This window comes from Roseobacter cerasinus (assembly GCF_009811755.1).
Lineage (GTDB): Bacteria > Pseudomonadota > Alphaproteobacteria > Rhodobacterales > Rhodobacteraceae > Roseobacter > Roseobacter cerasinus.
On sequence record NZ_BLIV01000002.1, the window covers coordinates 275,828 to 301,689 of the forward strand.

A 25,862-nucleotide genomic window follows, 5' to 3' on the forward strand; every position below is an offset into this window, starting at 1 on the left:
CGTTTTCGCAAGCCCGCGTGCCTCTCATGGTTGATCGAAGCCAAAGCGTGACTTGCCTGATCGGCGCGCGCCTGTTCTACCTCGACGGGCAACAAGGACAGGCAGGGCAATGAGCAGCGCACGCAAACGCATCTGGGGGTGGTATGCCTTCGACTGGGCGAGCCAACCCTACAACACGCTGCTGATCACCTTCATCTTTGCCCCTTATGTCAGTGAACTCATGCAGGATGGCGCCCGCGCCCAAGCCGCCTGGGCGTTCGGGATTGGTGCGGCGGGGTTTGTCATCGCAGCGCTTGCCCCGATCCTCGGCGCTATCGCCGACACCTCTGGCAACCGCATGCGCTTCATCTGGCTGTTCTCAGCGCTCTATGTCATCGGCAGCGCAGGTTTGTGGGTTGCGGCGCCTGACAGTTTCAACATCATCCTCGTCCTCTTTCTCTTCGCGCTTGGTCTTATCGGCATGGAGTTCGCAACGATCTTTGTAAACGCCATGCTGCCGGACCTCGGCCCGCGCGAGGAGCTTGGGCGCATCTCGGGCACCGGCTGGGCCATTGGCTATGTCGGCGGGTTGATCACACTGGTGATCATGCTCTTCTTCTTTGCCGAAAGTGCCGCGACAGGCAAAACCTTCATTGGGCTGGACCCGGTACTCGGTCTCGACGCCGAAGCGCGCGAGGGCACCCGCTTTGTCGGCCCGCTCACAGCGATTTGGTATGCACTCTTCATGATCCCCTTCTTCCTTTGGGTGCGCGAACCGAAGCCAATCAAGGTTGCCAAGGGCGCTGTTCGCGTAGCGCTCAAAGGCCTGTGGCGGACGCTACTGCGCCTGCCGGAGACACCCTCGCTCTTCTCCTATCTTGGCGCATCGATGTTCTACCGCGACGCGCTCAACGGCATGTATGCCTTTGGTGGCATCTATGCGCAGGGCGTTCTGGGCTGGACGGTGGTCGACGTGGGCGTCTTCGGCATCATCGCGATTATCACCGGCGCGCTCTTTGCCTGGCTTGGCGGGAAGGCGGACGTCCGCTTTGGCCCGGGTGCGGTTATCAAGGTCTCGATTGCTGTGCTGACCGCCGTGGCGATCACCATCGCCTTCGTCTCGCGTGACAGCCTCTTTGGTATCCCGCTGGCGGAGGGCAGTCGCGCACCCGACATCATCTTCTACATTCTCGGTGCGCTGATTGGCGCGGCAGGGGGCACACTGCAATCCGCCAGCCGGACGATGATGGTGCGCCAGGGGGACCCCGCACGCATGACCGAAGCCTTCGGCCTTTATGCGCTCTCGGGCAAAGCCACCAGCTTTCTCGCGCCGCTGCTCATCGGGATCGCAACGGCAGCAAGCGGGTCGCAGCAAATTGGCGTGACGCCCATAATCGGGCTGTTCATCCTAGGGTGGGTGCTGCTAGCGTGGGTCAAGCCGCATGGAGATTTCAGCAGATGACCCTCCGCCGTCTCATCCCCACCACTGCCCTTCTGATCACCCTCGCCGCCTGCTCGGATGGCACCCCGCCCTCTCAGGCTCAGGCCTCAAAGATCCTGCCGACCATAGGCACCTCCGGCCATGCCCAGAGCAATGAACCCGCAAAGCAGATTTTTGGTGCCAAACGCGTCGCCTCTATCGGCGCTTCGGCTCCCTTCGGCAGCTATTCCAAGGGTTGTGTGGCCGGAGCCGCGCAACTGGCCGAGACGGGCCCGACCTGGCAAGCCATGCGCCTGTCGCGCAATCGCAACTGGGCCCATCCCGCGACCGTCGACTACGTACAGGATCTCAGCCGCAAGGCCGCGCAGCAGCCGGGATGGAACGGGCTCTATGTCGGCGATCTGAGCCAGCCGCGCGGCGGACCAATGCTGACGGGTCACGCCAGCCACCAGATCGGGCTGGATGCCGACATCTGGCTGCGCCCGGCGGACAACCTGCAGCTCTCTGTAACGGAGCGCGAGAATATCTCCTCGATCTCACTGCGGCGCGATCGCGGGGCCTTCGTGAATGAGAACTGGACCCGCCAACACCACGAGGTCCTGAAAGCGGCCGCATCTGACCCGCGTGTCGCACGAATTTTCATCTTCCCCGGTGCCAAAGTGCAGATGTGCAAGGACGCGACCGGTGACCGCAGTTGGCTGCGCAAGATCCGCCCCTGGTACGGGCATCACTATCACTTTCACGTGCGGCTCGCCTGCCCCGCGGGCGCCCAAGGCTGCATCAATCAATCACCGCCGCCACCCGGTGATGGCTGTGCTGATGCGCAGGCCTGGGTGGACAGCATCCTGAATCCGCCGCCACCCGACCCCAACGCGCCGCCACCTAAACCAAGACGACAACTTCGACTTGCCGATCTGCCCCATCAATGCGCCCAAGTCTTGCAATAGCGCTCATCGCCCTGATCGGGCTGCCTCCGGTTCTCGTTTATCTCTTCCCACTGCCTGCACCGCTTGCGGTGCCTGTCAAAGACCAACCGGCGCAGCACCTGTCCACCTATCGCTGGCACCATGACGCGCACTGGTTTGGTGGCTTTTCAGGCATCGAACTGGCCACCGACGGTGTGGGGTTTCACGCGATCACGGACCGAGGGCATCTGGTCGAAGGCACCCTGCGCCGGAGCGGCGATCAGATCACTGGCGCAACCATTGCGAAGGACCGTCCGCTGACGGATGACAAGGGAACCGCAATGGACTTTCCCAATGCGGATTCGGAGGGGCTTGCCCGCGATTCTGAGGGGCGGTTGTTTGTCTCTTTCGAAGCGAACCACCGCATCATGAGCTATGATGACGGGGCAGTTGCGGCAGGGTGGCCCGGCTACACTCTGGCGTGGAGAGCCCTGCACTTTAACAGAGGTCTTGAAGCTTTGGCGGTCAACGCCGATGGCACAGTTTTCACGCTGCCCGAAGGCATCCTCCGGGGCGCGAGCGAAGCCTTGATCTACCGCCGCGTGGCGGATGGCGACTGGACTCAGCCCTTCACGCTACCCGTTGATCGCAACTTTTTTCCCGTCGGGGCGGACTTTGGGCCTGATGGACGGTTTTACCTGCTGGAACGGGAATTCCGCTGGTTCGGCTTCCGCAGCCGCGTTCGTGCGATGACCCTCGCCGAAGACGCTGTGGAGGATATCGAACTGCTGATGGAAACGCCGCATCGCACTTATGGCAATCTCGAAGGGCTGGCCGTTTGGGTTGATAGGGATGGTCAGACGCGGCTCACCATGATCTCGGACGACAACTTCCTGCCTGTCATGCGCACGGAGATTGTCGAATACGTCCTGGCCAACTGACTTGCACCGCCGCGCCTTTGCGCCTAAACCGCGCCCGTCGGGCCGATGCCTGACCAAGTGCCGCACCCTTGTCAAAACGGATAACTCATATGACCCGCGCTCACCTTCCCGGCATTCTTGCCATGGCCGCCATCGTTGTGGCCTCCAATATCCTTGTCCAGTTTCTCTTTGGTCAGTGGCTGACCTGGGGGGCGTTCACCTATCCGCTGGCCTTCCTTGTCACGGATGTGATGAACCGCGTCTACGGCGCAGGCCCGGCGCGCAAGGTTGTGTTTGTGGGCTTTTTGGTGGGCATCGGCTGCTCGCTGATCGGCACGCAAATCATGGGCGAGTTCGGCCCGCTGGTCACATTGCGCATTGCCATTGGCTCGGGTCTGGCCTTCCTGACAGCGCAACTGCTTGATGTCGCTGTCTTTTCGGCCCTGCGCGACGGGCGCTGGTGGCGCGCGCCCCTGGCCTCCACGCTCATCGGCAGCACGGTGGACACAGCGCTTTTCTTCACGATCGCCTTCTCCGCAAGCCTCACGTTCATCGAGCCTGCCAATGATGTCAGCTGGGCCGGTGATGTTCTGCCGATTCTTGGGCTTGGCCCCGCAGCCCCGCTCTGGGTCTCGCTTGCTGTGGCCGACTGGATGGTCAAGCTGTCGCTGGCACTCCTGGCGCTGGTTCCGTTCCGCATGATCACGACACGTCTGACAGCTGCGGCGTGAGCGTTTGCATATTTTTGGAACAATGAAGGTCTGATGTAGCAAGCGGGTCGGCGCCGCGAACGAAAAAACGCTTGGTGATTTCCAAAACCTGTGCAACGATTCTGACAACGTCAACAGATAGGTAAAGGAGGTGATCCAGTGTCAAGAAAGGTATTGGAGCGAGGTGTCGGAACAGCTTTGGAGGTCGCCTGCTGAGGCAGCCCTTGACGGGCAGACCCCCTGAGTGGACATCGGTCTAACCGATCCCCCTCCTGAAACCATTCGATTGGGCCGCACCACACCGTGCGGCCCTTTTCTGTCTCTACCAACGCCGGAGCATCACCATGATCCCCACTTTGGGCAGTCTGATCCTCTACACGCACAAGACCGATGCGATGATCGCCTTTTACGAGGCGCATTTCGGCTATCGCGCAGATCAAAGGCCCGGCGACCGGATCGTAGAACTGCGTCCGCCGGATGGGGGTCTGCCGCTGCTGTTGCACCCGGCCGCAAAGAGCATGCGCGCGGGACAGGCGGCGGTGAAGATCGTCTTTGCCTGTGATGATGTCGAAACCTTCTGCACACGGGCTGCCGAGCGCGGTCTGACCTTCGGCAAGATCCACAAGGCGGATGGATATGTCTTTGCCAATGCGAAAGACCCGTCCGGCAACTCGGTGAGCGTCTCGGGGCGTTTCAGCTGAGCCATGCTGCAGATCACCGATGATATCATCCTGCAGGACTGGGAACTGACCGAGAGTTTCATCCGCTCCTCCGGCCCCGGCGGGCAGAATGTGAACAAGGTGTCCACGGCAGTGGAGTTGCGATTTGAGGCTGCACGCTCACCCGCCCTGCCTGGTCCGGTCAAGACGCGGCTCAAACGGTTGGCCGGGCGGCGCTGGACCCTGGAGGGTGCGCTGATCATTCAGTGTGACGAAACACGCAGTCAGGCACGCAACCGCGAGATCGCCCGTGACCGTCTGGTCGAGTTGATCCGGAAAGCACTTGTCCGCCCCAAGCGGCGCATTCCGACCAAACCGACGCTCGGGTCCAAAAAACGGCGGCTAAAGGCCAAGAAAGCGCGCGGCGAGGTCAAGGCGCTGCGCGGTGCCGTCAAAGACAGCGACTAAAGCGTCATGCGAAAAACCTGAATCACATAACGCTGCCTGAAATCATAGATTTCAACGCGTTACGTGATATGCGACGTTTCAGGTATTTCGTCAGACGCTCTAATCGAACACAGCCGGACCTATCTGCAAGATTAGGTTCTCGGTTGATCCTGCACTACGATCCGATCAGATGACGGCGACTGTCCCACGGCGGTCCGCATGCCTGAACTCAATCAGATCCCAGCGGTTGCCCCATGGATCGGACCATACCACGACCCGGCCATAAGGCTCATCGCGCGGAAGAGCTTCAAACTGCACACCCTCGGATTGCATGCGGCGATAATCGGCATCGAAGTCTTCGGTTTCGAGAAACAGCCAGACCCGTCCGCCGCCCTGTGCGCCAACTGCGGCCTCCTGACTGTCGCCGACTGCCCGCGCCAAGAGGATCTCTGTCTCGCCACCCTTCGGCGCAATTCTGACCCAGCGCTTGCCGCCGCCAAGGTTCGTGTCTTCCCGGCATTCGAAGCCGATGCGCAGAAAAAACGCCAAGGCCTCGTCGTAGTCCGGGACCAGGAGGGAAAAGAGCGCGATGCGTAAGGGCATAGGTGTGGGTATCAGGAGCCGGTTCCGGCATCAATCACCGATCATAAACGGCGACGCATATCCCGACGATTTGACTGGCGCCTGTGGCGAACATCCTCAGAGCAGCCCGCTCGGCGTCAGGCCTGATCGATCCCGACATCAGGGAAGCCAGGCCCTGCCTCTCGCACTCCTTGCTGCGCGGGACGACACATGTGAGGTCAGCTATCCGGCGCGGAGGGATCGACGCAATTGCGCGATTGAGACCGGGACTGCGTGACACAATCAGGTGACCGAATGTGGAATAACTCAGTGCTCGGGGGCAATTCAGCGGGTCATCGATTAAATTTATAGTACCAGATATCAGGCCGTTATCTTCATTTGAGGGGCGTACCTCAAGAAAAGTGTCGACATGAGGTACGTCCCTCAAATAGCGTGAAAGGGTCCGGAACCGACTCGGCGGGGACCGATCGGACAGGATCGTTAGGGAGGTACAACATGACAAATTCGAAACTGACGGCCGTCAGTGCACTCAGCCTTGCCGTGGCAGGTCTGGGAGCATCCGCACAGGCCGAGGATCTGACCCTCTGTTGGGCAGCCTGGGACCCGGCGAATGCGCTGGTCGAGCTGAGCAAGGAATTCGAGGCCCAGTCGGGGCACAGCATGAACTTCGAGTTCATCCCATGGCCCAACTTTGCCGACCGGATGCTGAACGAGCTGAACTCGGGCGGCAACCTTTGTGACCTGCTGATCGGGGATAGCCAGTGGATCGGCGGCGGGGCTGAGAACGGCCATTACGTCAAGCTAAATGACTTCTTCGATGCCGAAGGCATCTCGATGGGCGACTTCGCGGATGCGACCGTCTATGCCTATTCCACCTGGCCGAAGGGCACCCCGAACTACTATGCGCTGCCCGCCATGGGCGATGCCAATGGCTGGTTCTACCGCAAGGACTGGTTCGAGCGGGAGGACATTCGGGCCGCCTTCAAGGATGCCACAGGCCGCGAGCTTGCCGAGCCGAAAACACAGAAAGAGCTGTTGGAGATCGCCCAGTTCTTCCAGGAGCGTGAGATTGACGGTCAAACCGTCTATGGCGCCGCGATCTTCACCGAACGGGGCTCGGAAGGCATCACCATGGGGGTGACCGGGGCGCTTTATCCCTGGGGTTTCAAATACGAGAACACGCCCGGCTCCTACGATATGGAAGGGGCGGTGAATTCACCCGAAGCGGTTGAGGCGCTGGAGTTCTACAAAGAGTTCTACGAGACCGCGACACCGCCGGGTTACACCAACTCCTACATGGGAGAATCGCTCGACGCGTTCAAATCAGGGCAAGTGGCGATGGCCATGAACTGGTTTGCGTTCTTCCCCGGCCTCTATGCAGACCCCAACACCGGCGGCGACAAGATCGACTTCTTTGTGAACCCACCGCAGAACCAGGCAGGCTCTACCTTGGGTGGTCAGGGCATTTCCGTTGTGGCCTATTCCGACAAGCAGGACGCAGCGCTTGAGTATATCAAGTGGTTCGCTGACCCCGAGGTCCAGCAGAAGTGGTGGGATCTGGGAGGCTATTCGGCGCACAACGCTGTGCTCGAAAGCCCGACCTTCAAGGACAGCGCACCCTTTGCTGGGGACTTCCTTGAAGCCATGGGCGCGGTTCAGGACTTCTGGCAGGAGCCAGCCTATGCAGAGCTGCTGCTCGCCATGCAGAAGCGCATCCATGACTATGTGGTTGCCGATCAAGGCACCGCCAAGGAAGCCCTCGACAAGCTGATCCAGGACTGGACCGAGACCTTCGAAGACGAAGGCAAGCTCTAAGACCCACCGGGTGGGGCGGCCTGAAAGCCCGCCCTACCTGCCTGTTCACACCGCAGAGTTGGCCCACTGGCCTGCCCTGCGACGGGAAAGTTGTGCCACGTGACCCAAGCCCCGATCACCCGCGCCGCTGAGGCCACACCGCCCACTGTGGCGCGCAAGATCCGCGGCCTCAGCGACCGGGCCATCGCCTGGATTTTCGTAGGCCCCACGATCTTCCTGCTGCTGGCCATCAACATCTTTCCGCTGATCTGGACGATCAACCTCAGCTTCACCAATTTTCGCGCCAATCGGCCCAATCGCGAGGTCGAATATGTCGGTCTGCGCAACTACGAACGCATCCTGACCGACACCGACATCTGGCTGAACATGCAAGCCACCGCTCATTTCCTCTTCTGGACGATCCTGCTACAGGTGCTGATCGGTTTTGCGCTGGCCTATCTGATCAACAAAAAGTTCAAGGGCAACGACCTCTGGACCACGATCATCGTGTTGCCGATGATGCTGTCCCCAGCGGTGGTCGGAAACTTCTGGAAATTCCTCTACCAGCCGCAAATCGGGCTTTTCAACTACATCATTGCCTTCTTCACCGGGCGTGACCCCTCCAGCTTCGAGATGCTGGGGCAGGTGACCCTCGCGCCCTGGTCGATCGTGATCGTCGACACCTGGATGTGGACGCCTTTCGTAATGCTGATCTGCCTCGCCGGGCTGCGCTCGATCCCGGATTACATCTACGAGGCCGCCGAGATCGACCGCGCCTCCAAATGGCGGCAGTTCTGGACGATCACCGTGCCGATGGTGATGCCGTTCCTCATGCTCGCCGTGCTCTTCCGGGGCATCGAGAACTTCAAGATGTTCGATCTGGTGGTGCAGCTCACCGGCGGCGGCCCCGGCTCCACCACCGAACTTACGTCGATCAACCTCAAGCGCGAGGCCTTCGAGAAATGGCGCACAGGCTATGCATCGGCCTACGCGATCATCCTCTTCGTGACCGTCTTCGGCCTTGCGTCCATCTACGTGAAAGCCCTCAACAAGGTGAAGGAGCGGTGATGACCCTGTTTGAAATCCGCCTGCCCAAAGGCTCCCATCGGACCAGCTGGGCCGCCCCGCTGACCCCGCTGGCGCTGGCCTTTGCATCGTTGGCAGACCACGCCAACACCGACACGGCACCCGCCACAATCGAGGGTATGCAAATCGCTGATCCGCAGGCTGACCTGACAGAGACACCAACATGAGCGGCTTCTCCGTCACGGAACCGGGCGCACGGACCAAATGGGTCGCAGGGTCGCTTGTGATCCTCTATGCGCTCATCACCATGATGCCGCTCGTCTGGATCATGCTCACCGGCTTCAAATCGCCGGCGGATGCGATCAGCTACCCGCCGAAGGTGATCTTCGACCCGACACTCGAAGGCTATGTGAACCTCTTCACCACCCGCACCCGGCAGACCGATGAGTTCCTCGCCGCCAACCCGCCCGAGACATGGTACGAGGAAATCGTGCGCCAATACGATATGGTCATCGCGGGCCCCTCGAAATTCGGCGAGCGGTTCCTCAACTCGGTGATCATCGGCTTCGGCTCGACCTTCCTCAGCGTCTTTCTCGGCACGCTGGCGGCCTACGCCTTCAGCCGCTTCCGCATCCCGCTCGCCGATGACCTGCTCTTCTTCATCCTCTCCACCCGGATGATGCCGCCCATTGCGGTCGCCATCCCGATCTTCCTGATGTACCGCGAGTTGGGTCTGTCAGACACGCATCTGGGCATGATCCTGCTCTACACGGCGGTGAACATCTCTCTCGCGGTTTGGCTTCTGAAAAGCTTCATCGACGGGATCCCGACCGAATACGAGGAAGCCGCGCTGATCGACGGCTACACCCGCTTTCAGGCCTTCTACAAAGTCGTCCTGCCTCAGGCCGCGACCGGCATCGCCTCCACCGCGATCTTCTGCCTGATCTTCGCCTGGAACGAATATGCCTTTGCGGTGCTGCTGACCTCCGGCACCGCGCAGACCGCCCCACCCTTCATCCCCACGATCATCGGCGTAGGTGGCCTCGATTGGCCCGCTGTGGCCGCGGGGGCGACGATCTTCCTTCTGCCGGTGATGATCTTCACGGTCGCCCTGCGCAAGCACCTGCTGCGCGGCATAACGTTCGGAGCCGTACGGAAATGAGTAGTTTCATCTCGGGTCTCCTTCGTCTGCGCCGCGGCCCATGGGAAATGCTGGCGACCATAATCATCGCGCTTGGCGTCTTTATGCTGATGCAGCCCTTTGTGATGTGGGCCTTCACCTATTCCTTCATAACAACGCTGGTTGGCACCGTGATGTTCATCATTGTCAGCCACTTCCCGGAGTAGATTACATGCTTGAGCAAATCTGTCCGATCCTGCCGTCCTCCGACTTTGCTCGAACGGAGGGTTTCTATACGAGCATTGGCTTCAAGACCCAGTACAAGCAGCCTGATCAATACATGCTTATGAACCGTGATCAGGTCGAAATCCATTTCTTCTATTGTCCGGGTCAACGCCCTGAACACAGCGACCATGGCGCTTACCTGCGGCCGGTGCATGTCGATGTGTTCTCGGCGGAGGTGGCGTCCCTCAACCTGCCAGACAAAGGCGGTTTTCCACGTTTCTGGCCGGCGGAGGATAAACCCTGGGGCATGCGCGAAGCTGTGATCTGGGATCCGGACGGCAACATCCTCCGTATCGGGCAGGATATCTGATATGGCCCAGATCGTTATCAAAAACGTCCGCAAGGAATTCGGCGATTTCGTCGCGGTGAAGGAGTCGAGCTTCACCATTGAAGATGGCGAGTTCTTCATGCTGCTCGGCCCCTCGGGCTGCGGCAAGACGACGACCCTGCGCATGATCGCCGGGCTGGAGCTGCCCACCTCCGGCGAGATCTACCTCGACGGCGAAGAGATCAGCCAGCGCCCGCCCAGCCAGCGCGACATCGCCTTTGTCTTTCAGATGTTCGCGCTCTACCCGCATATGAATGTCTACAAGAACCTCAGCTACCCGCTGGTGAGCCAGGGGATGCCCCGCGCCGCCGTACGTGAAAAGGTCGAGGATGTGGCGCGCATCCTTGGCATTCGAGACATCCTGAAAAAGCCCGTCGGCGGCCTCTCCGGCGGCGACCGCCAGCGCGTCGCCCTGGGCCGCGCCATCGTGCGCGACCCCAAAGCCTTCATGATGGACGAACCCCTGGGCGCGCTGGATGCGGAGTTCCGCGAGCATATGGCCGAAGAGCTGCGCGCCCTGCACGACCGCATGGGCGCCACCACGGTCTACGTCACCCATGACCAGTTGGAGGCCATGCAGATGGGCGACAAGATCGTGGTCATGAACAACTCCGTGGTCGAGCAGTTCGGCACCCCGCAGGAGATCTATGACAAGCCTGCCACCATGTTCGTGGCCGACTTCATCGGTTCACCCTCCATGAACTTCCTGGCGTTCGAGGGCACAGTGGCTGAGGGTGCGCAACGCATTGAGATGCAAGGGCAATCGATGACCGTGCCCCGCCAGCATCAGGGCGCCTCGGGGCAGCTCATCTTCGGCGTCCGGCCCGAGCATGTGACCCTCTCGGATGCCGGTGCGTATCGCGGCGAAGTGCGCGCCACCGAGTATCTTGGCACCACGCAGATCATCACGCTGGACACGCCGAACGGCGAGCTCAAGGCCCGTGTTCCCGCGGGACAAATCGCAACGGTTGGCGAAAAAATCGGCCTCGGGTTCAAGGGCGAAGCCGTCACGCTCTTCGACGATACCTCTGGCCGCGCGCTGCGCTCTGAACTCAACGAGGGGATCGTGACCCATGGCTGAGGTGGTCCTGAAAGGCGTCTCGAAATCCTTCGGCGACACCGTGGGCGTCGCGGACATCGACATGACCATCCCCGACGGCGCCTTTGTCGTGCTGCTCGGGCCCACGGGCGCGGGCAAGACCACAACCCTGCGCCTCATCTCCGGGCTCGAGGCACTCGACTCGGGCAGCATTCACATCGGCGGGCGCGATGTGGGCAGTGAGACACCGGCGCAGCGCGACGTGGCGATGGTCTTCCAGCAGTATTCGCTCTACCCGCATCTTACCGTGCGAGAGAACCTCGAATTCCCGCTGAAATCCCCGATCCTGAACACACCGCGTCCCGAGATCGACCGCAAGGTGACCGAGGTCGCGCAGGTGCTCCAGATCAGCCACAAGCTCGACAACAAGGCCACGGCCCTCTCGGGGGGCGAGATGCAGCGGGTCTCCATCGGGCGCGCGTTGGTGCGCGAGCCGCAGGTCTACCTGATGGACGAACCGCTGAGTTCGCTCGACGCCAAGCTGCGCACCGATCTGCGGATCGAGCTCAAACGCATTCAGGCGAGCCTCGGTGCCACAATCCTCTACGTCACCCACGACCAGATCGAGGCGATGACCATGGCGACGCATGTGGGCGTGCTGAACGAAGGGCGGCTGGTGCAATTCGGCACGCCGCGCGAGATCTATGAGAACCCAAATTCCGTTTACGTCGCCTCGCGCCTTGGGCAGCCGCGCATCAACATCCTGCCGGCTGATCTTTTTGGCGCGGCTCCGAAGGGCGCGCATCACATCGGGTTGCGGCCTGAGCATGTCGCGCAGGGCGAAGGCCGGGCAGCACGGATCAACCGGCTGGAGCGGCTTGGCGATCACACCCGGCTGCACCTCAATCTTGATGGGCATGACATCATCACGCTCGCTGACCCGCACGCCGACTACGCCCCCGGCAGCACGCTGAACATCGCGCCGGAAGACCCGTTGTGCTTCGACGCGCAAGGCGACCGGATTTACTGACGAAGGAGACGACCATGGCCCAGTTCATCAACGACAAGGAAACGCTGGTCACCGATGCGATTGACGGTCTCCTCGCGGCGTCCGGCGGGCGGCTCCACCGGCTCGACGGCTACCCGCATATCAAGGTGGTCTGCCGCAGCGATTGGGACAAATCACGCGTCGCGCTGATCTCCGGGGGCGGGTCAGGGCACGAACCGGCACATGCGGGCTTCGTGGGTGAAGGCATGCTGACCGCTGCGGTCTGCGGAGAGGTCTTTGCCTCGCCTTCGGTCGACGCGGTGCTGGCGGGCATCCTCGCCGTGACGGGTGAAGCGGGCTGCCTGCTGATCGTGAAGAACTACACCGGCGACCGGTTGAACTTCGGCCTGGCGGCGGAACGTGCGCGTGCGTATGGTTTGAAGGTCTCCATGGTTGTGGTGGATGACGACATCGCCCTGCCCGACCTGCCGCAGGCCCGCGGCGTCGCAGGCACCCTCTTCGTGCATAAGGTCGCAGGCGCCCTGGCCGAGGACGGCGCTGATCTCGACGCCATCACGACAACGGCAGAACAGATCATCGGCCAGATGGCCTCCATTGGCAAATCCCTCGACACCTGCACCGTTCCGGGCTCCGCCAGGGAGGACCGTATCGCGCCTGGCAAGGCCGAGCTGGGCCTTGGCATCCACGGTGAAGCGGGGGTCGAGCAAGTCGATTTCTCCGGGGCAACCCGCGCGATGGAGATGGTACTCGACAAGCTGGCGCCGCATATGTCCGACGGCCCGCATGTGGCGCTGCTGAACAACCTCGGCAGCACTACACCGTTGGAGATGTCCGTGCTCACCCACGCGCTGGCGACCTCCGAGAAGGCAAAAGCGATCACCGCGATCATCGGCCCGGCGCCACTGATGACCTCGCTTGACATGCACGGGTTTTCCGTCTCGGTCCTGCCGCTGACGGAGGACACAAAAGCCGGTCTGGAGCGTCCTGTGCCCCTGTGCGACTGGCCCGGGCTCTCCTCGCTGGGCACAGTAGATGTCAAGCCCCTGCCCGACGGGCTCAGCCCGATCCAGCCGATCCCCTCAGACCATCCGGCCACGCGCAGCCTGATTGAAACCTGCTGCGACCTGCTGATCGCGGCGGAGACCGATCTGAACACGCTCGACGCCAAATCCGGCGATGGCGACACCGGCAGCACGCTCGCCACCGCTGCCCGCGCGCTGAAAGGCGCGATGGACAGGATGCCGCTCGCAGACCTCACGCAGCTGTTCCGTGCGGTGGGCAATGAGCTGAGCCAGACCATGGGCGGCTCCTCCGGCGTCATCCTGGCGATCTTCTTTGGTGCGACAGGCGATGCCTGCGCCAATGGCAAACCCACGCCCGAGGCCCTGCGCGCGGGGCTCAAGCGGATCAGCGAAGTGGGCGGCGCAGAGATTGGCGACCGCACCATGATCGACGCGCTGCACCCCGCGCTGGACGCGCTTTCGCAGGGCGTTGATGCTGCCGCGCATGCTGCCCGCACGGGTGCGAATGGAACTGCGCAGATGACGCGCGCAAAAGCGGGGCGCGCCTCTTACGTTCCTGAAGAAAACCTGATCGGCCATAATGATCCTGGCGCCGAGGCCGTCGCCCGGCTCTTTGAAGGGCTCGCCGCCGCACTCAAGGACTAGACCTCTCGCATGAAGACCAGCCGAGACACACCTCTAAACCCCACGGTGAACGACATCGCCCGCGTCGCGCAGGTGAGCCTTGCCACCGTGGACCGGGTGTTGAACGAACGCCCCGGCGTGCGGCAAGTCACGGTCGAGAAGGTCAACCGCGCCATCGCCGATCTGGGCTATGTGCGCGACACCGCCGCTGCCAATCTGGCGCGCGGCCGGATATACCGGTTCCTCTTCATCCTACCCGCAGCGAACAATGAGTTCATCGATCTGATCGAGACGCAGGTGGATGAGCTGGCGGCCGGGCTCAAGCGCGAGCGGACGCAGGTGTCCTGTGCCCGCGTCCCGGCCTTCGACCCGATGGCGCTGGCCGAGGCGATCAATGCGCTGGACCCCGCGCAGGTCGATGGGGTGGCGATCTTCGGGCCGGAAACGCCCTCGGTGCGGGACAGCATCTCGCGCCTGCGCGCCCATGGCGTCTCGGTCATCTCGCTGGTCTCGGACATCCCCAGCTCAGAGCGCACCGCCTATGTGGGCATCGACAATATCGCCGCCGGACGGACGGCGGCCCAGCTCATGGGCCGCTTTCTCGGGCCGGTCGAGGGGGACGTGCTTGTGGTCACCGGCTCGATGCTCGCGCGCGACCATCTGGAGCGCCGGCTGGGCTTCGACGAGGTGATGGCCCGCGACTTTCCGCATCTGACGGTGCTGGCCTCGCTGGAGGGCCGGGACGACCCGGAGCTGATCGAGCGGCTGATCCCGCAGGCGCTGGCGCCCGAGCGCAACATCGTCGGCATCTATTCCTCGGCCGCGGGCAACGCCGGGCTGATCCGGCATTTCGACGCGACAGCGCCTGCGCCGCATCCCGTGGTCATCGCCCATGAGCTGACGCCGCTGTCGCGTGACGCGCTGGGGCGCGGGCTCTTTGATGCGGTGATCAGCCAGGATTCCGGCCATCTGGTGCGCAGCGCCATCCGCATCATGCGCGCCAACAGCGACAACGCGCCGATCAATCTGGGGCAGGAGCGCATTCGCATTGATGTCTATCTGAAGGAAAATCTGCCGCCTGACCAGGGCGGCTCAACGGGAGGATAAGATGAAGACAATCAAGGGACCAGCGCTGTTTCTGGCGCAATTCGCGGGCGACGAGGCGCCGTTCAATTCCTGGGATGCGATCACCAAATGGGCCGCCGACTGCGGCTACAAGGGCGTGCAGGTGCCCAGCTGGGACGCACGGCTCTTCGATCTCGCGCAGGCGGCGGAGAGCAAGGATTATTGCGATGACTTCAAAGGGAAGGCCGCGCAGAACGGCGTGGAGGTGACCGAGCTTTCGACCCATTTGCAGGGCCAGCTGGTCGCCGTGCATCCGGCGTATGACACCGCCTTCGATGGGTTTGCCGATCCCTCGGTGCACGGCAATCCGGCCGCGCGGCAGGCCTGGGCGGTGGATCAGGTGATGAAAGCGATCAGCGCGTCCGCGAACCTCGGGCTCAAGAACCATGTGTCCTTCTCGGGCGCGCTTGCTTGGCCCTACGTCTATCCGTGGCCGCAGCGCCCGGCGGGGCTGGTCGAGACGGCCTTTGACGAGCTTGCCAAGCGCTGGCGCCCGATCCTCGATCATGCTGAGGAGAACGACGTGAACATCTGCTATGAGATTCATCCCGGCGAAGACCTGCACGATGGGGTGACCTTCGAGATGTTCCTGGAGCGGGTCGACAATCATGCGCGCTGCAACATGCTCTATGATCCGTCGCATTTCGTGCTGCAATGCCTCGACTATCTCGATCACATCGACATCTACGGCGGGCGGATCAAGATGTTCCATGTGAAGGATGCGGAGTTCAACCCTACGGGTCGGCAGGGGGTCTATGGCGGCTATCAGTCCTGGGTGGACCGGGCGGGGCGGTTCCGGTCCTTGGGGGACGGGCAGGTGGATTTCGGCGCCGTCTTCTCGAAACTCACCGCGCAGGATTTCGACGGCTGGGCCGTGGTCGAATGGGAATGCTGCCTGAAGCACCCCGAGGATGGCGCCCGCGAAGGTGCGCAATTCGTGAAGGACCACATCATCCGGGTGACCGAGCGCGCCTTTGATGATTTCGCCGATGGCGGCACCGATGAAGCGGCGAACCGCAAAATGCTGGGGATCGGCTGAGGCGGCGGGCCGGGGGATTTGCATATTTTTGGAACAATGAAGATGGGGCGGCGCCTCGGGAGGAGACGGGATGGCACGGATCAGACTTGGGATGGTGGGCGGCGGCAAGGACGCCTTTATCGGAGCGGTGCACCGGATCGCGGCGCGGCTGGATGATCGCTATGAGCTGGTGGCGGGCGCGCTGTCCTCGACGCCGGAGAAGGCGCGGGCCTCCGGCGAGGCGCTGGGGCTGCCGCGTATCTACGACGACTTCAAGCAGATGGCGATCCGCGAGGCGCGGCGGAAGGACGGCATCGAAGCTGTGGCCATCGTCACGCCCAATCACATGCATTTCGCCGCCGCGCGCGAGTTTCTGAAACGCGATATCCATGTGATCTGCGACAAGCCGCTGACGTCGACCCTGGCGGATGCGCGCAAGATGGTGAAGGCGGTGGAGGCGTCGAAGGCGCTCTTCGTGCTCACCCACAACTACACGGGCTACCCCATGGTCCGTCATGCGCGCGAGATGGTCGCGGGCGGCGAGATTGGCAAGATCCGCGTGGTGCAGGTGGAGTATCCGCAGGACTGGCTCACGGTGGAGCAGGACTTCAAACAGGCGGAATGGCGGACGGACCCCGCGCGCTCGGGCGCGGGCGGCTCGACCGGGGATATCGGCACCCACGCGCATAATCTCGCGCGGTTCATCACGGGGCTGGAGGTCGAGAGCCTCGCTGCCGATCTTGACGCCTTTGTGCCCGGGCGACAGGTTGATGACAACGGTCACGTGATGTTGCGCTTTCGCGGTGGGGCCAAGGGGATGCTCTGGTGCAGTCAGGTCGCACCCGGCAATGAGAACGCGCTGCGCATCCGGGTTTATGGCGAGACCGGCGGCCTCGAATGGGCGCAAGAAGACCCAAACTACCTTTGGCACACGCCCTTTGGCGAACCCAAGCGCCTGATTACCCGCAATGGTGCCAGCGCGGTAGAGGCCGCCGCGCGGGTCAGCCGCGTGCCACCCGGGCACCCCGAGGGCTATCTGGAAGGGTTTGCGAATATCTACAGCGATGCAGCGGAAGCCATCATCGCCCACCGCAACGGCAGGGCACCCGACGACGGCGTGACCTATCCGACGATCACAGACGGCTGGCGCGGCATGCAGTTTATCGACGCCTGCGTGCGGTCCTCGGCGCGCGATGCGGCCTGGGTGACGCTTGCAGATTAACCCATCGCATTGGCGAACACAGTGTCCACAAGCGGGAAACGGACACCCATAGCGCAAGCGTTATTCGGGTATCCTATTGACTTTATTTCTCTTTCCAAGCTGCCAAGTGTGACGGCTTTTTGCAGGTGCAGCATAGATAGAACTCGTCTCAAACCCGCGAGGCTTTCGTAAGGACTTGGCAAGGCCTCTGGGCCATCTTCCTGATTTTAAGGATTGCGAGGACCCATGTTAAACACAAGCTCCGCAGAGAAACTTGCGGCGATACTTGATCAATTTTCCATCCCGATGTTCGCAGCAGAGCGGGCATCACATAAAAGCGACTTTCAGATTGTTTGCATCAACCGCGCCCACGCGGAGGCCACGGGCGTCAAAGCCGAGGCCGCGCGGGGGGCGACCCTGCGCGACATGCTGCCACCACGACAGGCCGATGTCGTTCTGGGGCGCTATGCGGAATGCGCGCGCACGCAGAGCCCGCTGCGGTATCTCGAAACACTGACACTGCCCGATGGGGTGCAGCAGTGGGACACGACAATCCAACCGGTGCGCCTGGCCTCGGGAGGGGATCGTGTGATCGGCACCGCCATACAAATCATTGGCGATAGTTCATCCAAGGGCACGCAGATGACCTATGATAACATCCGCTATTTCTCGGCGATGGCGGACATGCAGTTGCAGAATCTGCTGTCCATGTTCGATGCGGCGCGCGACCAAGGTCTATTCAGTGATGACAGCGTCAGCCGTGTCAGCCGCCTGTGCAGTGTGTGCCGGTCGGTTCAACGCTCGGTCGAAGATATCCGGGAGACGGTGCGACAGGCGGCGCCTGCCGCATCGACCGCGCAAACGGATCTCGACACCATCGGTGGCAATACGCTGCGTGCGCTGAATGACACCGCCGCAGCCGAAAGCTGAGGTCAAAACCACCCCACGCCGTGATAAACCCTGTGTGTCTTTCCCCATAAGCGGTGCTTTCACACCGACAAAAGGCAAGCTATAGGGGGCGCATGACACACAGCGTTTACAAAAGAGATCTGCCTGACAAGCTGGACCTCGGCCCCATCGTCGCCATTGATTGCGAGACCATGGGGCTGAACCCGCACCGCGACCGGTTGTGTGTGGTGCAGCTGTCAGGCGGCGACGGGCAAGCGCATCTGGTGCAGATCGCCAAAGGCCAGACCGAGGCGCCCAACCTCTGCGCCCTGCTTGCCGATCCGAAGGTGCTGAAGCTCTTTCACTTCGGACGTTTCGACATCGCGGCCATGCACCACACGTTCGGGACACTGGCTGCGCCGGTCTATTGCACCAAGATCGCCAGCCGTCTTGTGCGCACCTACACCGACCGGCACGGGCTGGCCAAGCTGCTGCAGGAGATGCTGAACATCGACATCTCAAAACAGCAGCAATCCAGCGACTGGGGTGCGGACACACTGACGGAGGCGCAGGTCGAGTATGCTGCGTCCGACGTGCTATACTTGCACCGCTTGCGAGACGCGCTGAACATCATGCTGGAACGGGAGGGGCGGATGGGCCTCGCACAGGCCTGTTTTGACTTCCTGCCGATGCGCGCGCAACTCGACCTCGACGGCTGGCCCGACACGGACATCTTTGCCCATTCATGAGCACCCCGTTTCTTGATACCGCGCGGCGCGTGATCCGCACCGAAGCGGAGGCCCTAGGCACGCTTGCGGACACGCTTGACGGGCGCTTTCGTGGGGCCATCGACCTTCTGCTGAACGCCAAGGGCCGCGTGATCGTGACCGGTATTGGCAAATCCGGCCATATCGCCCGCAAGATCGCCGCGACCATGGCCAGCACCGGCACCCCTGCGCAATTCGTGCACCCGGCCGAGGCGAGCCACGGCGATCTGGGCATGATCACCAGCGCCGACGTCGTCCTTGCGATTTCGAACTCGGGCGAAGCGCCTGAGCTTGCAAATCTCGTGGCCTACGCGCGCCGCTTTGGCATTCCCCTGCTGGGGATCACCAGTGTCGAGACCTCCAGCCTCGGGCGGGAGTGTGACGTGGTGCTGCTTTTGCCACGTTTGGAGGAAGCCTGCGGGACAGGCGTGGTGCCCTCAACCTCCACAACCATGACGCTGGCGCTTGGTGACGCGCTGGCCATCGCGCTGATGGAGCACCGGGCCTTCACGCCCGAGAACTTCCGTGACTTTCACCCGGGCGGCAAGCTCGGCGCGCAGCTCAGCCGCGTGGCGGACCTGATGCATTCCGGTGATGCGCTGCCGCTGGTCACCCCTAAGACCCCGATGTCGGATGCCCTGATCGAGATCAGCCAAAAAAGCTTTGGGGTGGTGGGCGTGATCGACGCAGACCGCCACCTGATGGGGATCATCACCGACGGTGACCTGCGCCGTCACATGGAGGGTCTACTCTCGCTGACGGCCGCCGACGTCATGACCGCCTCACCCGTCACCATCGCTCCAAATGCTCTGGCGCAGAAAGCCGTCGCCATGATGCAGGAGCGGCAGATCACCAGCCTCTTTGTCCTTGATCCGGGTGCACCGCCCGAACCACTTGGCCTGATCCGCATTCACGACTGCTTGCGCGTCGGTCTGGGATAGCCCGGCATGAACGCGGACCGCTACTCCAGAACAGTGGCCTGGCTGAAGGTGGTTCTACCCCTCGCGGCCCTCGCGCTTCTGTCGACGCTGTTTCTGCTGTCCCGCGTGATTGACCCAACCGAAGCCATTCCCTTTGCCGACAACGAAGTTCAGGATCGCTTGCTGAATCAGCAAGTCTCCGGGCCTTACTATTCCGGCACCTCTGCAGATGGCGACAAGATCGCCTTTATTGCCGACAAGGTCACCAGCCCCAACGGGTTCGCCGGTGCCAGCCGGGCCGAGGACGTCTTTGTGAAGATCGACCTGGTCGGTGGCGGCACCGTCAACGTGACATCTGACCGGGCGTCTGTCAGCATCGCCGAAGATCTGGCAAACCTGACAGGCAATGTGGTGATCACCACGTCACAGGGATATGTGGTCACCAGCCAGGAGCTTATTGCGCGCGTCACCGTGCTGAACCTGCGATCGCCGGGCACCGTGTTCGCAGACACCCCCGCAGGTGATCTGGTTGCAGGCACTATGCAGCTTTCGAAGCAAGAGACGGACGGGCCGGCCCAATTGGTTTTCACAAACGGCGTGAAGCTGATATATGATCCCAAAAAGGTGGAAGATTGATCCGTGACGGTGTTGAGACTTATCCTGCTCCCTCTGGTGCTGCTGACCGCTGTCACCATGGCGGCTGCACAAGGAACGCAGGTCGCCTTTGGGGCGATCAAACAAGATACAGATCTGCCCGTTGAGGTGACCGCCAACAATCTGGCTGTAGATCAGGCCACGGGTGAGGCTGTCTTCACCGGTGATGTCATTGTCACTCAGGGCGAGATGCGCCTCTCGGCCAAGCGGCTGTTGGTGGTCTACCGCGAAGATACCCAAGGCATCGAACGCATGGAAGCAACCGGCGATGTGGTGTTGGTCTCAGGCCCTGATGCGGCGGAATCCGAACGGGCCGACTACAGCATCGACGAGGGTGTGATTGTCATGACCGGCGACGTGCTGCTGACCCAGGGCCCCTCGGCTCTGACCGCTGACAGGATGACCGTGCAACTGGAAAGTGGCACCGCCCAGATGAGCGGATCGGTCAAGACAATCCTGCAGACCGGCAACAACTGATGACCCAGGCAGAACTGACAGTTGCCGAAGGGTCGGGCGGCCTGCGCGTCGACCACCTGCGCAAATCGTACCGCAAGAAGACCGTGATCCGCGACTTTTCCATGTACCTCAATCGCGGGGAAGTGGTTGCGCTTCTGGGGCCAAATGGCTCCGGCAAAACGACGACCTTCTATGCTGTGGCCGGTCTGGTCACGCCCGAGGGCGGAACCGTGCTGATCGACGGGCAGGATGTGACCGCCCTGCCCATGTATCGCCGCGCCAGGCTTGGCATCGGCTATCTGCCGCAGGAGATGAGCATCTTTCGCGGCCTGTCGGTTCAGGACAACATCAGCGCCATTCTCGACATCGCGGAACCGGACCGGCACAAGCGGCGCGAGCGGCTCGAAGAGCTGCTCAGCGAGTTTTCCATCGAGCATCTGCGCCGCGCGCCTGCTCTGGCGCTTTCAGGGGGGGAGCGGCGCCGGGTCGAGATTGCCCGCTGCCTTGCGGCCAATCCGAAGTACCTGTTGCTGGATGAACCCTTTGCCGGGGTCGACCCAATCTCGGTCGGCGATATCCGCCACCTTGTCGCTGATCTTAAAAAACGTGGCATTGGTGTGCTGATCACCGACCACAATGTGCGCGAAACGCTCGAAATTGTGGACCGTGCCTACATCCTGCACGAGGGCCGCGTGCTGATGTCCGGCACGCCCGAGGATGTGGTCCAAAACGAGAACGTGCGCCGGGTCTACCTGGGCGACAACTTCAAGATCTCCTGAATGAAGGCACCGGCGTAAAAACACTTTTTACGAGAGTTGCAGCCGCTTTCATTTGACTCGCGCCTGTCTTTTCTGGCTCAATGATGACATGGCAAGTCCCTGTCCTGTCCGATCACCAGTCGGCCTCTCGATGAGAGCCGGAACCATCGCCATCAGGGCAAACGCCGGTTTCCGTGACCCTTGGACCCTTGATCCCCCCGTGATGATACACAGGTGGAAAGGGACGGGTTGTCCATATGAAGGAGAGACTATGCGGTACCAAATCAGCGGCAAACAGATCGACATCGGCGAAGCGCTGCAAACCCACGTGCAAGAAGAGCTGGGCGAAGCCGTAAAGAAATATGCCGAACGCCCGACCGAAGCGGTTGTGGTGTTTTCAAAGTCGGCACATGAGTTTGTCTGCGAAGCGACCGTGCACCTCTCCACCGGCCTGACAGCGCAGGCCAAGGCCCATCAGACAGAGATTTATGCCGCCTTTGACAGTTGTTGCGACAAGATGGAAAAACAGCTGCGCCGATACAAGCGTAGGTTGAAAGACCATCACAAAGATCGGTCCGAACCGGTTGAAATCTACGGCGCGTCCTCATATATCCTCGCATCAGACGCCGACTCAGGCGAGCAGGAACCCGAGACCCTGCAACCGATCATCGTCGCGGAGATGGAAACCAAGATCCCATCTTTGTCCGTCGGTGAAGCGGTCATGCAGATGGAACTGGCAGGCGCGCCCGTTCTGGTCTTTCGAAACGAAGGCAAAGAGGGCTTGAATGTCGTATACCGTCGCGATGACGGAAACATCGGCTGGATAGACCCGCAGTAGGATTTCTCCGAGGCGCTGCCGCCTCCTGAACAGTACGAGCAGAATGGATTTTGACACTCTCCTCAAGCCGGAGGCGGTGAAGGTTTTGACTTCCGCCTCCAGCAAAAAACGTCTTATGCAAGGTCTCAGCGACCTGGCGGAGCAGGCCTATGGCCTCAGATCCGGCGACGTTCTTGATGCCTTGCTTGCGCGAGAGGCCCTCGGGCCGACCGGTGTGGGCCATGGCGTGGCGTTGCCGCACGCCCGGCTCGATGGCCTTGACCATGTGGTCGGCGCCTTTGTGTTGTTGGACAAGCCGATTGACTTCAATTCCGTTGATCGCCAGCCGGTCGATATCGCCTTCGCGCTGTTTGCGCCCGAAGATGCGGGGGTTGAGCATCTCAAGGCCCTGGCTTTGGTGTCGCGGACGTTGCGTGACACAGGTCTCTGCGCCAAACTCCGCGCCAACCCGGATGCGGCCACGCTGCATACGATCCTGACATCGACGGAATCCGAACAAGCCGCCTGACCTGGCGCGATCACCCGACCAGGTAGGGCCGCTCGCGGCGCGCATCGTCCTCTTCCAGCGGCATAGGTTCCACCGGAAAGTCCCCAACCAGATAAGGGTGCATTCCTTCGTTCTTGAGCTTTTGCAGAAAGGCTCCAAATCCATCAAGGTCGGCCATGCGCGGCACTTCAGACAGGCCCCTTGGGCTGGTCGATCCGATATCATTCAGGATCGTCAGCAGAGGCTCCATCGGGGTGGCAACAAAATCGGCCAAGGTCCAAATGCGGATCCGCGCCTTGGTCCAGCTTGATCCAAGCACCTTCAGATGCTCACTTTCGATTTTCTGGAACCGGGCCGCCCTCTTGCGCAGCGTTCCGAAATCATCGGCCGACTGAAACAGCGGAATGGCCCAGGCGCCGGTGATCACCGATATCCGCGCGTTCGGATCCTTTGCCACCTGCCAGTTGATACTCTGGTTGTCCGCCGGGCCGAACTGGAAGCACTGGTGTTGCCCCCGGGTATTCCAGATCAGATTTTGTAAAAACGCATGCGGGTTGTAGTCGCGCAAGGTCGCACTGTCGCTTAAGGCCCCATCCGAACTCGTCTGGCCGGATGTGAAATGCGCCCGATCCGGCGCAAAGAGATGCCCGTGAACCCGCGCTTCGGTTGCGCGAGTCAGCCAAGCTTCGAAATTCTCGAACAGATCGCTGAACCCCTGAAACACTGAATAGGGCGCAGCCGTCATCTGTGTGTCGTCCGAATGCCAAAGATACCGGCTGCGCATATGCAGGGCCGGGTTGATCGGCGCCTGCGTCTCAACCGCCTTGGCAAGAGCACGATCGATCTGCCCAGGGTTCGGCTCCCGGGCTACCTGACCGGTTGGTCGGTGGATCGGGAAAGCCGCATACAGTTGATCCGAATGACGCCAGATCTTGCGCGCCACGAAACACTCCGACCGGCGCAGCAAAGGCAGGTGATCGTCATAGAAGACGTGCGGCCTTCCTCGACGATCAAACTTCGACAAGGTCAGCGATCGGCTTTCCAGCTGGATCGCATGTCGCCGGACCAGCGTCTGAAAATAGCTTTCATCTGGCACCCATACCCGGCGGAAATAACGATCATAGCGCGCGCGCGACGGATCCCGCAGAATGGCCGAGAGTGTGCGCCGGGTCAGACACCACCATTGCGATCCCATATGCGGCACGATGCCATTGGGGATCTTGCGTTTCACGCCCAAGCGCCGCTGCAAGGCAACATAGCGGTCAAACAGGGCGCGCCGCCGCTTCCACGGAAATGGAAACCGCAGGGTAAAACGCTCTTCCTGAAGCCCGCCGACCGTCCAGGGTACATCCGCTGTCGTCACGCTCTCGATGAAGTCAGTCTCGGGGCGTGCGGCCAGATAGGCGGCCAATTCGCTGACCGGGCGCAGCGGCAAGCACGCGCCGGAGGCAAGAAACACATGGTTCACCTCAGGATGGCGCGCAAGCATCTGCTCCGCCGCATATTGTGTGGCGGCCACAATGCCCCAGGTGCCCCATTCGCTGCGGTACCGTCTGGAAAAGGACAGGTTTGGCAGATCGGAGACAGCGCGCGCAAAGGCATCGCGCGTCTTACGGTCGACGCATCTGTCAACATGAACCACAATCGGGCAACCAAAGGCAGACCAGTGCCGTGCCGCCTGCTCTGCCCGGTCAAAAGCCGTGTGCACCAGCATGACAACACCAAAGGTCATGCCCAGTTTCCTTTGGACATGAGGCCCAAAAGCTCAAGCTGGCGCCAGTTGACGTATTTTTCCGACCATCTGCACCAGGGCTGGGCCTCACCCGCGCTGCCATCGGTGATTGCAGTGCTCTGATCAGCGCCGTCTGCCAGCGTCGTTGCCCCGGGAAGACCAGCATGCAGCAACACGCCCGAGGCCTTGTCGCCATCCCACGCCCCATAAGCCAGGTTGAGCCCCCGCGGCAGCAACATATGCGTCGAGCTTACATAGGCATACTTGCGGTGCCATTTGACCAGCGGGATCTTGTTCAGCGCAGGCGCCTGTTCGGGCTTGTCTGCAAACTGCGTCCGGGCTCGTGGGCCGCCCTGGATCCACAGGTTGTTGTAGAGCGGATTGTGAGAGACCGTGTAGTTGCCGCTGTCAAACCAGCAGGCGGTATCAATCGGGTTTTGCCCCCGGACATAACTTGCATCATCCCGCGGCGCCTTTGCATACATGTCGAGCAACATGGCTGAAAACGCACGGACGGAGCAGGACTCGAGCCAGTCCGTCAAGGCGCGCAACGGCCGGGTATCGCAGAAAGGATAGACGAGAAGCTCGTCCGCATCGACGGTCACACACCAATGGCCATGGCCATATCTGCCCTTGATGTAGTTCAGCCAATCGACGCCGCAGCGCGCCTTGCGATAGCTGCCCATCGTGCGCCACAACGAGACATCCGGCTGCGTCGCCAGATACTCCGCTGAACCATCAGTACTGCCATTGTCAACCAGCAGAAAGTGCGACACGCCCAGATCCCGGTAGTACTGCAGGAAATGGGGAAGCCGCAGATTATCGTTGCGCAGCACCGCAAACAACAAGATATCCTGAGCTTGCAGCTGGGCCGTCCGATCCACTGCGGGCCGCAGCTGAAATCCTTTGCCATATGCGCGGATTCGTAACCGTTTGCGTATCAGACGCATCCGGTAAGACCCTAAGATACCCAAGTTTCAGCCCTTCTTTACCGCCCCGACCCCAGGTTTGTTGGAGGATATCGGCCCCCAAGTTCCTGCGAAATTTGACCGCCGCATTTGGTTAACTGCGACTTATTGATATTTTATTGCTCAAAAACAGCTTTGTAACAATTTCTTTAAAAGATCG

At 61.5% G+C, this 25,862-nt stretch carries 29 protein-coding genes; 26 read left to right on the forward strand and 3 right to left on the reverse strand.

Annotated features, from left to right (window positions below; all coding sequences use genetic code 11):
- Positions 1–52 precede the first annotated feature (52 nt).
- From So717_RS05170 to arfB, 6 genes are all read left to right on the forward strand, one after another.
- Complete coding sequence (locus tag So717_RS05170; protein WP_368854954.1) at positions 53–1,441, forward strand: MFS transporter; 1,389 nt, start codon at positions 53–55, stop codon at positions 1,439–1,441.
- Entirely contained in the window at positions 1,438–2,367 is a 930-nt protein-coding gene (gene mepA / locus So717_RS05175) for a penicillin-insensitive murein endopeptidase (protein ID WP_159975148.1), read from the forward strand. Before So717_RS05170 ends, mepA begins: the two co-directional genes overlap by 4 nt.
- On the forward strand, positions 2,346–3,266 hold the full coding sequence (locus So717_RS05180) for an esterase-like activity of phytase family protein (protein ID WP_159975149.1): 921 nt from the start codon (positions 2,346–2,348) through the stop codon (positions 3,264–3,266). Before mepA ends, So717_RS05180 begins: the two co-directional genes overlap by 22 nt.
- A gap of 89 nt (positions 3,267–3,355) precedes the next feature.
- The gene (locus So717_RS05185) at positions 3,356–3,976 is read left to right on the forward strand and encodes a queuosine precursor transporter (protein ID WP_159975150.1); all 621 of its coding nucleotides are present in this window, start codon (positions 3,356–3,358) and stop codon (positions 3,974–3,976) included.
- Positions 3,977–4,299: 323 nt separating this feature from the next.
- A complete protein-coding gene (locus So717_RS05190; RefSeq protein ID WP_159975151.1) occupies positions 4,300–4,656 on the forward strand; it encodes a VOC family protein in 357 nt (118 codons plus the stop codon).
- A 3-nt stretch (positions 4,657–4,659) separates the two neighbouring features.
- Positions 4,660–5,082, forward strand: coding sequence for an alternative ribosome rescue aminoacyl-tRNA hydrolase ArfB (gene arfB / locus So717_RS05195; protein ID WP_159975152.1), 423 nt, complete (start codon positions 4,660–4,662; stop codon positions 5,080–5,082).
- A 165-nt stretch (positions 5,083–5,247) separates the two neighbouring features.
- On the opposite strand, the gene So717_RS05200 is transcribed toward arfB, so the two are convergent.
- Positions 5,248–5,664: a VOC family protein gene (locus tag So717_RS05200; RefSeq protein ID WP_159975153.1), complete on the reverse strand. Its 417-nt coding sequence runs from the start codon at positions 5,662–5,664 to the stop codon at positions 5,248–5,250.
- 474 nt (positions 5,665–6,138) lie between these two features.
- Between So717_RS05200 and So717_RS05205 the strand changes: the two genes are divergently transcribed.
- The 20 genes from So717_RS05205 to So717_RS05300 all read left to right on the forward strand — a co-directional run bounded on the left by So717_RS05205 (position 6,139) and on the right by So717_RS05300 (position 23,023).
- Positions 6,139–7,458, forward strand: a complete 1,320-nt coding sequence (locus tag So717_RS05205) for an ABC transporter substrate-binding protein (RefSeq protein ID WP_159975154.1) — start codon at positions 6,139–6,141, stop codon at positions 7,456–7,458.
- Positions 7,459–7,557: 99 nt separating this feature from the next.
- Positions 7,558–8,505: a carbohydrate ABC transporter permease gene (locus So717_RS05210; RefSeq protein ID WP_159975155.1), complete on the forward strand. Its 948-nt coding sequence runs from the start codon at positions 7,558–7,560 to the stop codon at positions 8,503–8,505.
- Entirely contained in the window at positions 8,505–8,690 is a 186-nt protein-coding gene (locus tag So717_RS05215; RefSeq protein WP_159975156.1) for a hypothetical protein, read from the forward strand. Before So717_RS05210 ends, So717_RS05215 begins: the two co-directional genes overlap by 1 nt.
- A complete protein-coding gene (locus tag So717_RS05220; RefSeq protein ID WP_159975157.1) occupies positions 8,687–9,625 on the forward strand; it encodes a carbohydrate ABC transporter permease in 939 nt (312 codons plus the stop codon). The genes So717_RS05215 and So717_RS05220 overlap by 4 nt, the downstream gene beginning before the upstream one ends.
- The gene (locus So717_RS05225; protein ID WP_159975158.1) at positions 9,622–9,810 is read left to right on the forward strand and encodes a hypothetical protein; all 189 of its coding nucleotides are present in this window, start codon (positions 9,622–9,624) and stop codon (positions 9,808–9,810) included. Before So717_RS05220 ends, So717_RS05225 begins: the two co-directional genes overlap by 4 nt.
- A gap of 5 nt (positions 9,811–9,815) precedes the next feature.
- The gene (locus So717_RS05230; RefSeq protein WP_159975159.1) at positions 9,816–10,178 is read left to right on the forward strand and encodes a bleomycin resistance protein; all 363 of its coding nucleotides are present in this window, start codon (positions 9,816–9,818) and stop codon (positions 10,176–10,178) included.
- Position 10,179: 1 nt separating this feature from the next.
- Positions 10,180–11,277: an ABC transporter ATP-binding protein gene (locus So717_RS05235; RefSeq protein ID WP_159975160.1), complete on the forward strand. Its 1,098-nt coding sequence runs from the start codon at positions 10,180–10,182 to the stop codon at positions 11,275–11,277.
- Positions 11,270–12,265, forward strand: coding sequence for an ABC transporter ATP-binding protein (locus So717_RS05240; protein WP_159975161.1), 996 nt, complete (start codon positions 11,270–11,272; stop codon positions 12,263–12,265). The genes So717_RS05235 and So717_RS05240 overlap by 8 nt, the downstream gene beginning before the upstream one ends.
- A 14-nt stretch (positions 12,266–12,279) precedes the next feature.
- Complete coding sequence (locus So717_RS05245) at positions 12,280–13,911, forward strand: dihydroxyacetone kinase subunit DhaK (protein ID WP_159975162.1); 1,632 nt, start codon at positions 12,280–12,282, stop codon at positions 13,909–13,911.
- 9 nt (positions 13,912–13,920) lie between these two features.
- A complete protein-coding gene (locus So717_RS05250) occupies positions 13,921–14,997 on the forward strand; it encodes a LacI family DNA-binding transcriptional regulator (RefSeq protein WP_159975163.1) in 1,077 nt (358 codons plus the stop codon).
- 1 nt (position 14,998) lies between these two features.
- The gene (locus tag So717_RS05255; protein ID WP_159975164.1) at positions 14,999–16,054 is read left to right on the forward strand and encodes a sugar phosphate isomerase/epimerase family protein; all 1,056 of its coding nucleotides are present in this window, start codon (positions 14,999–15,001) and stop codon (positions 16,052–16,054) included.
- 70 nt (positions 16,055–16,124) lie between these two features.
- Positions 16,125–17,255: a Gfo/Idh/MocA family protein gene (locus So717_RS05260; protein ID WP_159975165.1), complete on the forward strand. Its 1,131-nt coding sequence runs from the start codon at positions 16,125–16,127 to the stop codon at positions 17,253–17,255.
- 225 nt (positions 17,256–17,480) lie between these two features.
- Complete coding sequence (locus So717_RS05265) at positions 17,481–18,164, forward strand: PAS domain-containing protein (protein WP_159975166.1); 684 nt, start codon at positions 17,481–17,483, stop codon at positions 18,162–18,164.
- Between the two features lie 92 nt (positions 18,165–18,256).
- Entirely contained in the window at positions 18,257–18,871 is a 615-nt protein-coding gene (locus So717_RS05270) for a ribonuclease D (RefSeq protein WP_159975167.1), read from the forward strand.
- On the forward strand, positions 18,868–19,830 hold the full coding sequence (locus So717_RS05275) for a KpsF/GutQ family sugar-phosphate isomerase (RefSeq protein WP_159975168.1): 963 nt from the start codon (positions 18,868–18,870) through the stop codon (positions 19,828–19,830). Before So717_RS05270 ends, So717_RS05275 begins: the two co-directional genes overlap by 4 nt.
- A gap of 6 nt (positions 19,831–19,836) precedes the next feature.
- Entirely contained in the window at positions 19,837–20,445 is a 609-nt protein-coding gene (locus So717_RS05280; protein ID WP_159975169.1) for a hypothetical protein, read from the forward strand.
- A gap of 3 nt (positions 20,446–20,448) precedes the next feature.
- Positions 20,449–20,940, forward strand: coding sequence for an LptA/OstA family protein (locus So717_RS05285; RefSeq protein ID WP_159975170.1), 492 nt, complete (start codon positions 20,449–20,451; stop codon positions 20,938–20,940).
- Positions 20,940–21,698, forward strand: a complete 759-nt coding sequence (lptB, locus tag So717_RS05290) for an LPS export ABC transporter ATP-binding protein (protein WP_159975171.1) — start codon at positions 20,940–20,942, stop codon at positions 21,696–21,698. Before So717_RS05285 ends, lptB begins: the two co-directional genes overlap by 1 nt.
- A gap of 250 nt (positions 21,699–21,948) precedes the next feature.
- The gene (gene hpf, locus So717_RS05295) at positions 21,949–22,515 is read left to right on the forward strand and encodes a ribosome hibernation-promoting factor, HPF/YfiA family (protein ID WP_159975172.1); all 567 of its coding nucleotides are present in this window, start codon (positions 21,949–21,951) and stop codon (positions 22,513–22,515) included.
- A gap of 43 nt (positions 22,516–22,558) precedes the next feature.
- Positions 22,559–23,023, forward strand: coding sequence for a PTS sugar transporter subunit IIA (locus So717_RS05300; protein ID WP_159975173.1), 465 nt, complete (start codon positions 22,559–22,561; stop codon positions 23,021–23,023).
- A 10-nt stretch (positions 23,024–23,033) separates the two neighbouring features.
- Here So717_RS05300 and So717_RS05305 read toward each other — a convergent pair whose 3' ends face one another.
- Together So717_RS05305 and So717_RS05310 are read right to left on the reverse strand one after the other, a co-directional pair.
- Positions 23,034–24,734 carry a DUF5927 domain-containing protein gene (locus tag So717_RS05305; protein WP_159975174.1) on the reverse strand — a complete coding sequence of 567 codons (1,701 nt, stop codon included), beginning with the start codon at positions 24,732–24,734 and terminating at the stop codon, positions 23,034–23,036.
- Positions 24,731–25,684, reverse strand: a complete 954-nt coding sequence (locus So717_RS05310; RefSeq protein WP_159975175.1) for a glycosyltransferase family 2 protein — start codon at positions 25,682–25,684, stop codon at positions 24,731–24,733. The genes So717_RS05305 and So717_RS05310 overlap by 4 nt, the downstream gene beginning before the upstream one ends.
- Between the last annotated feature and the right edge of the window lie 178 nt (positions 25,685–25,862).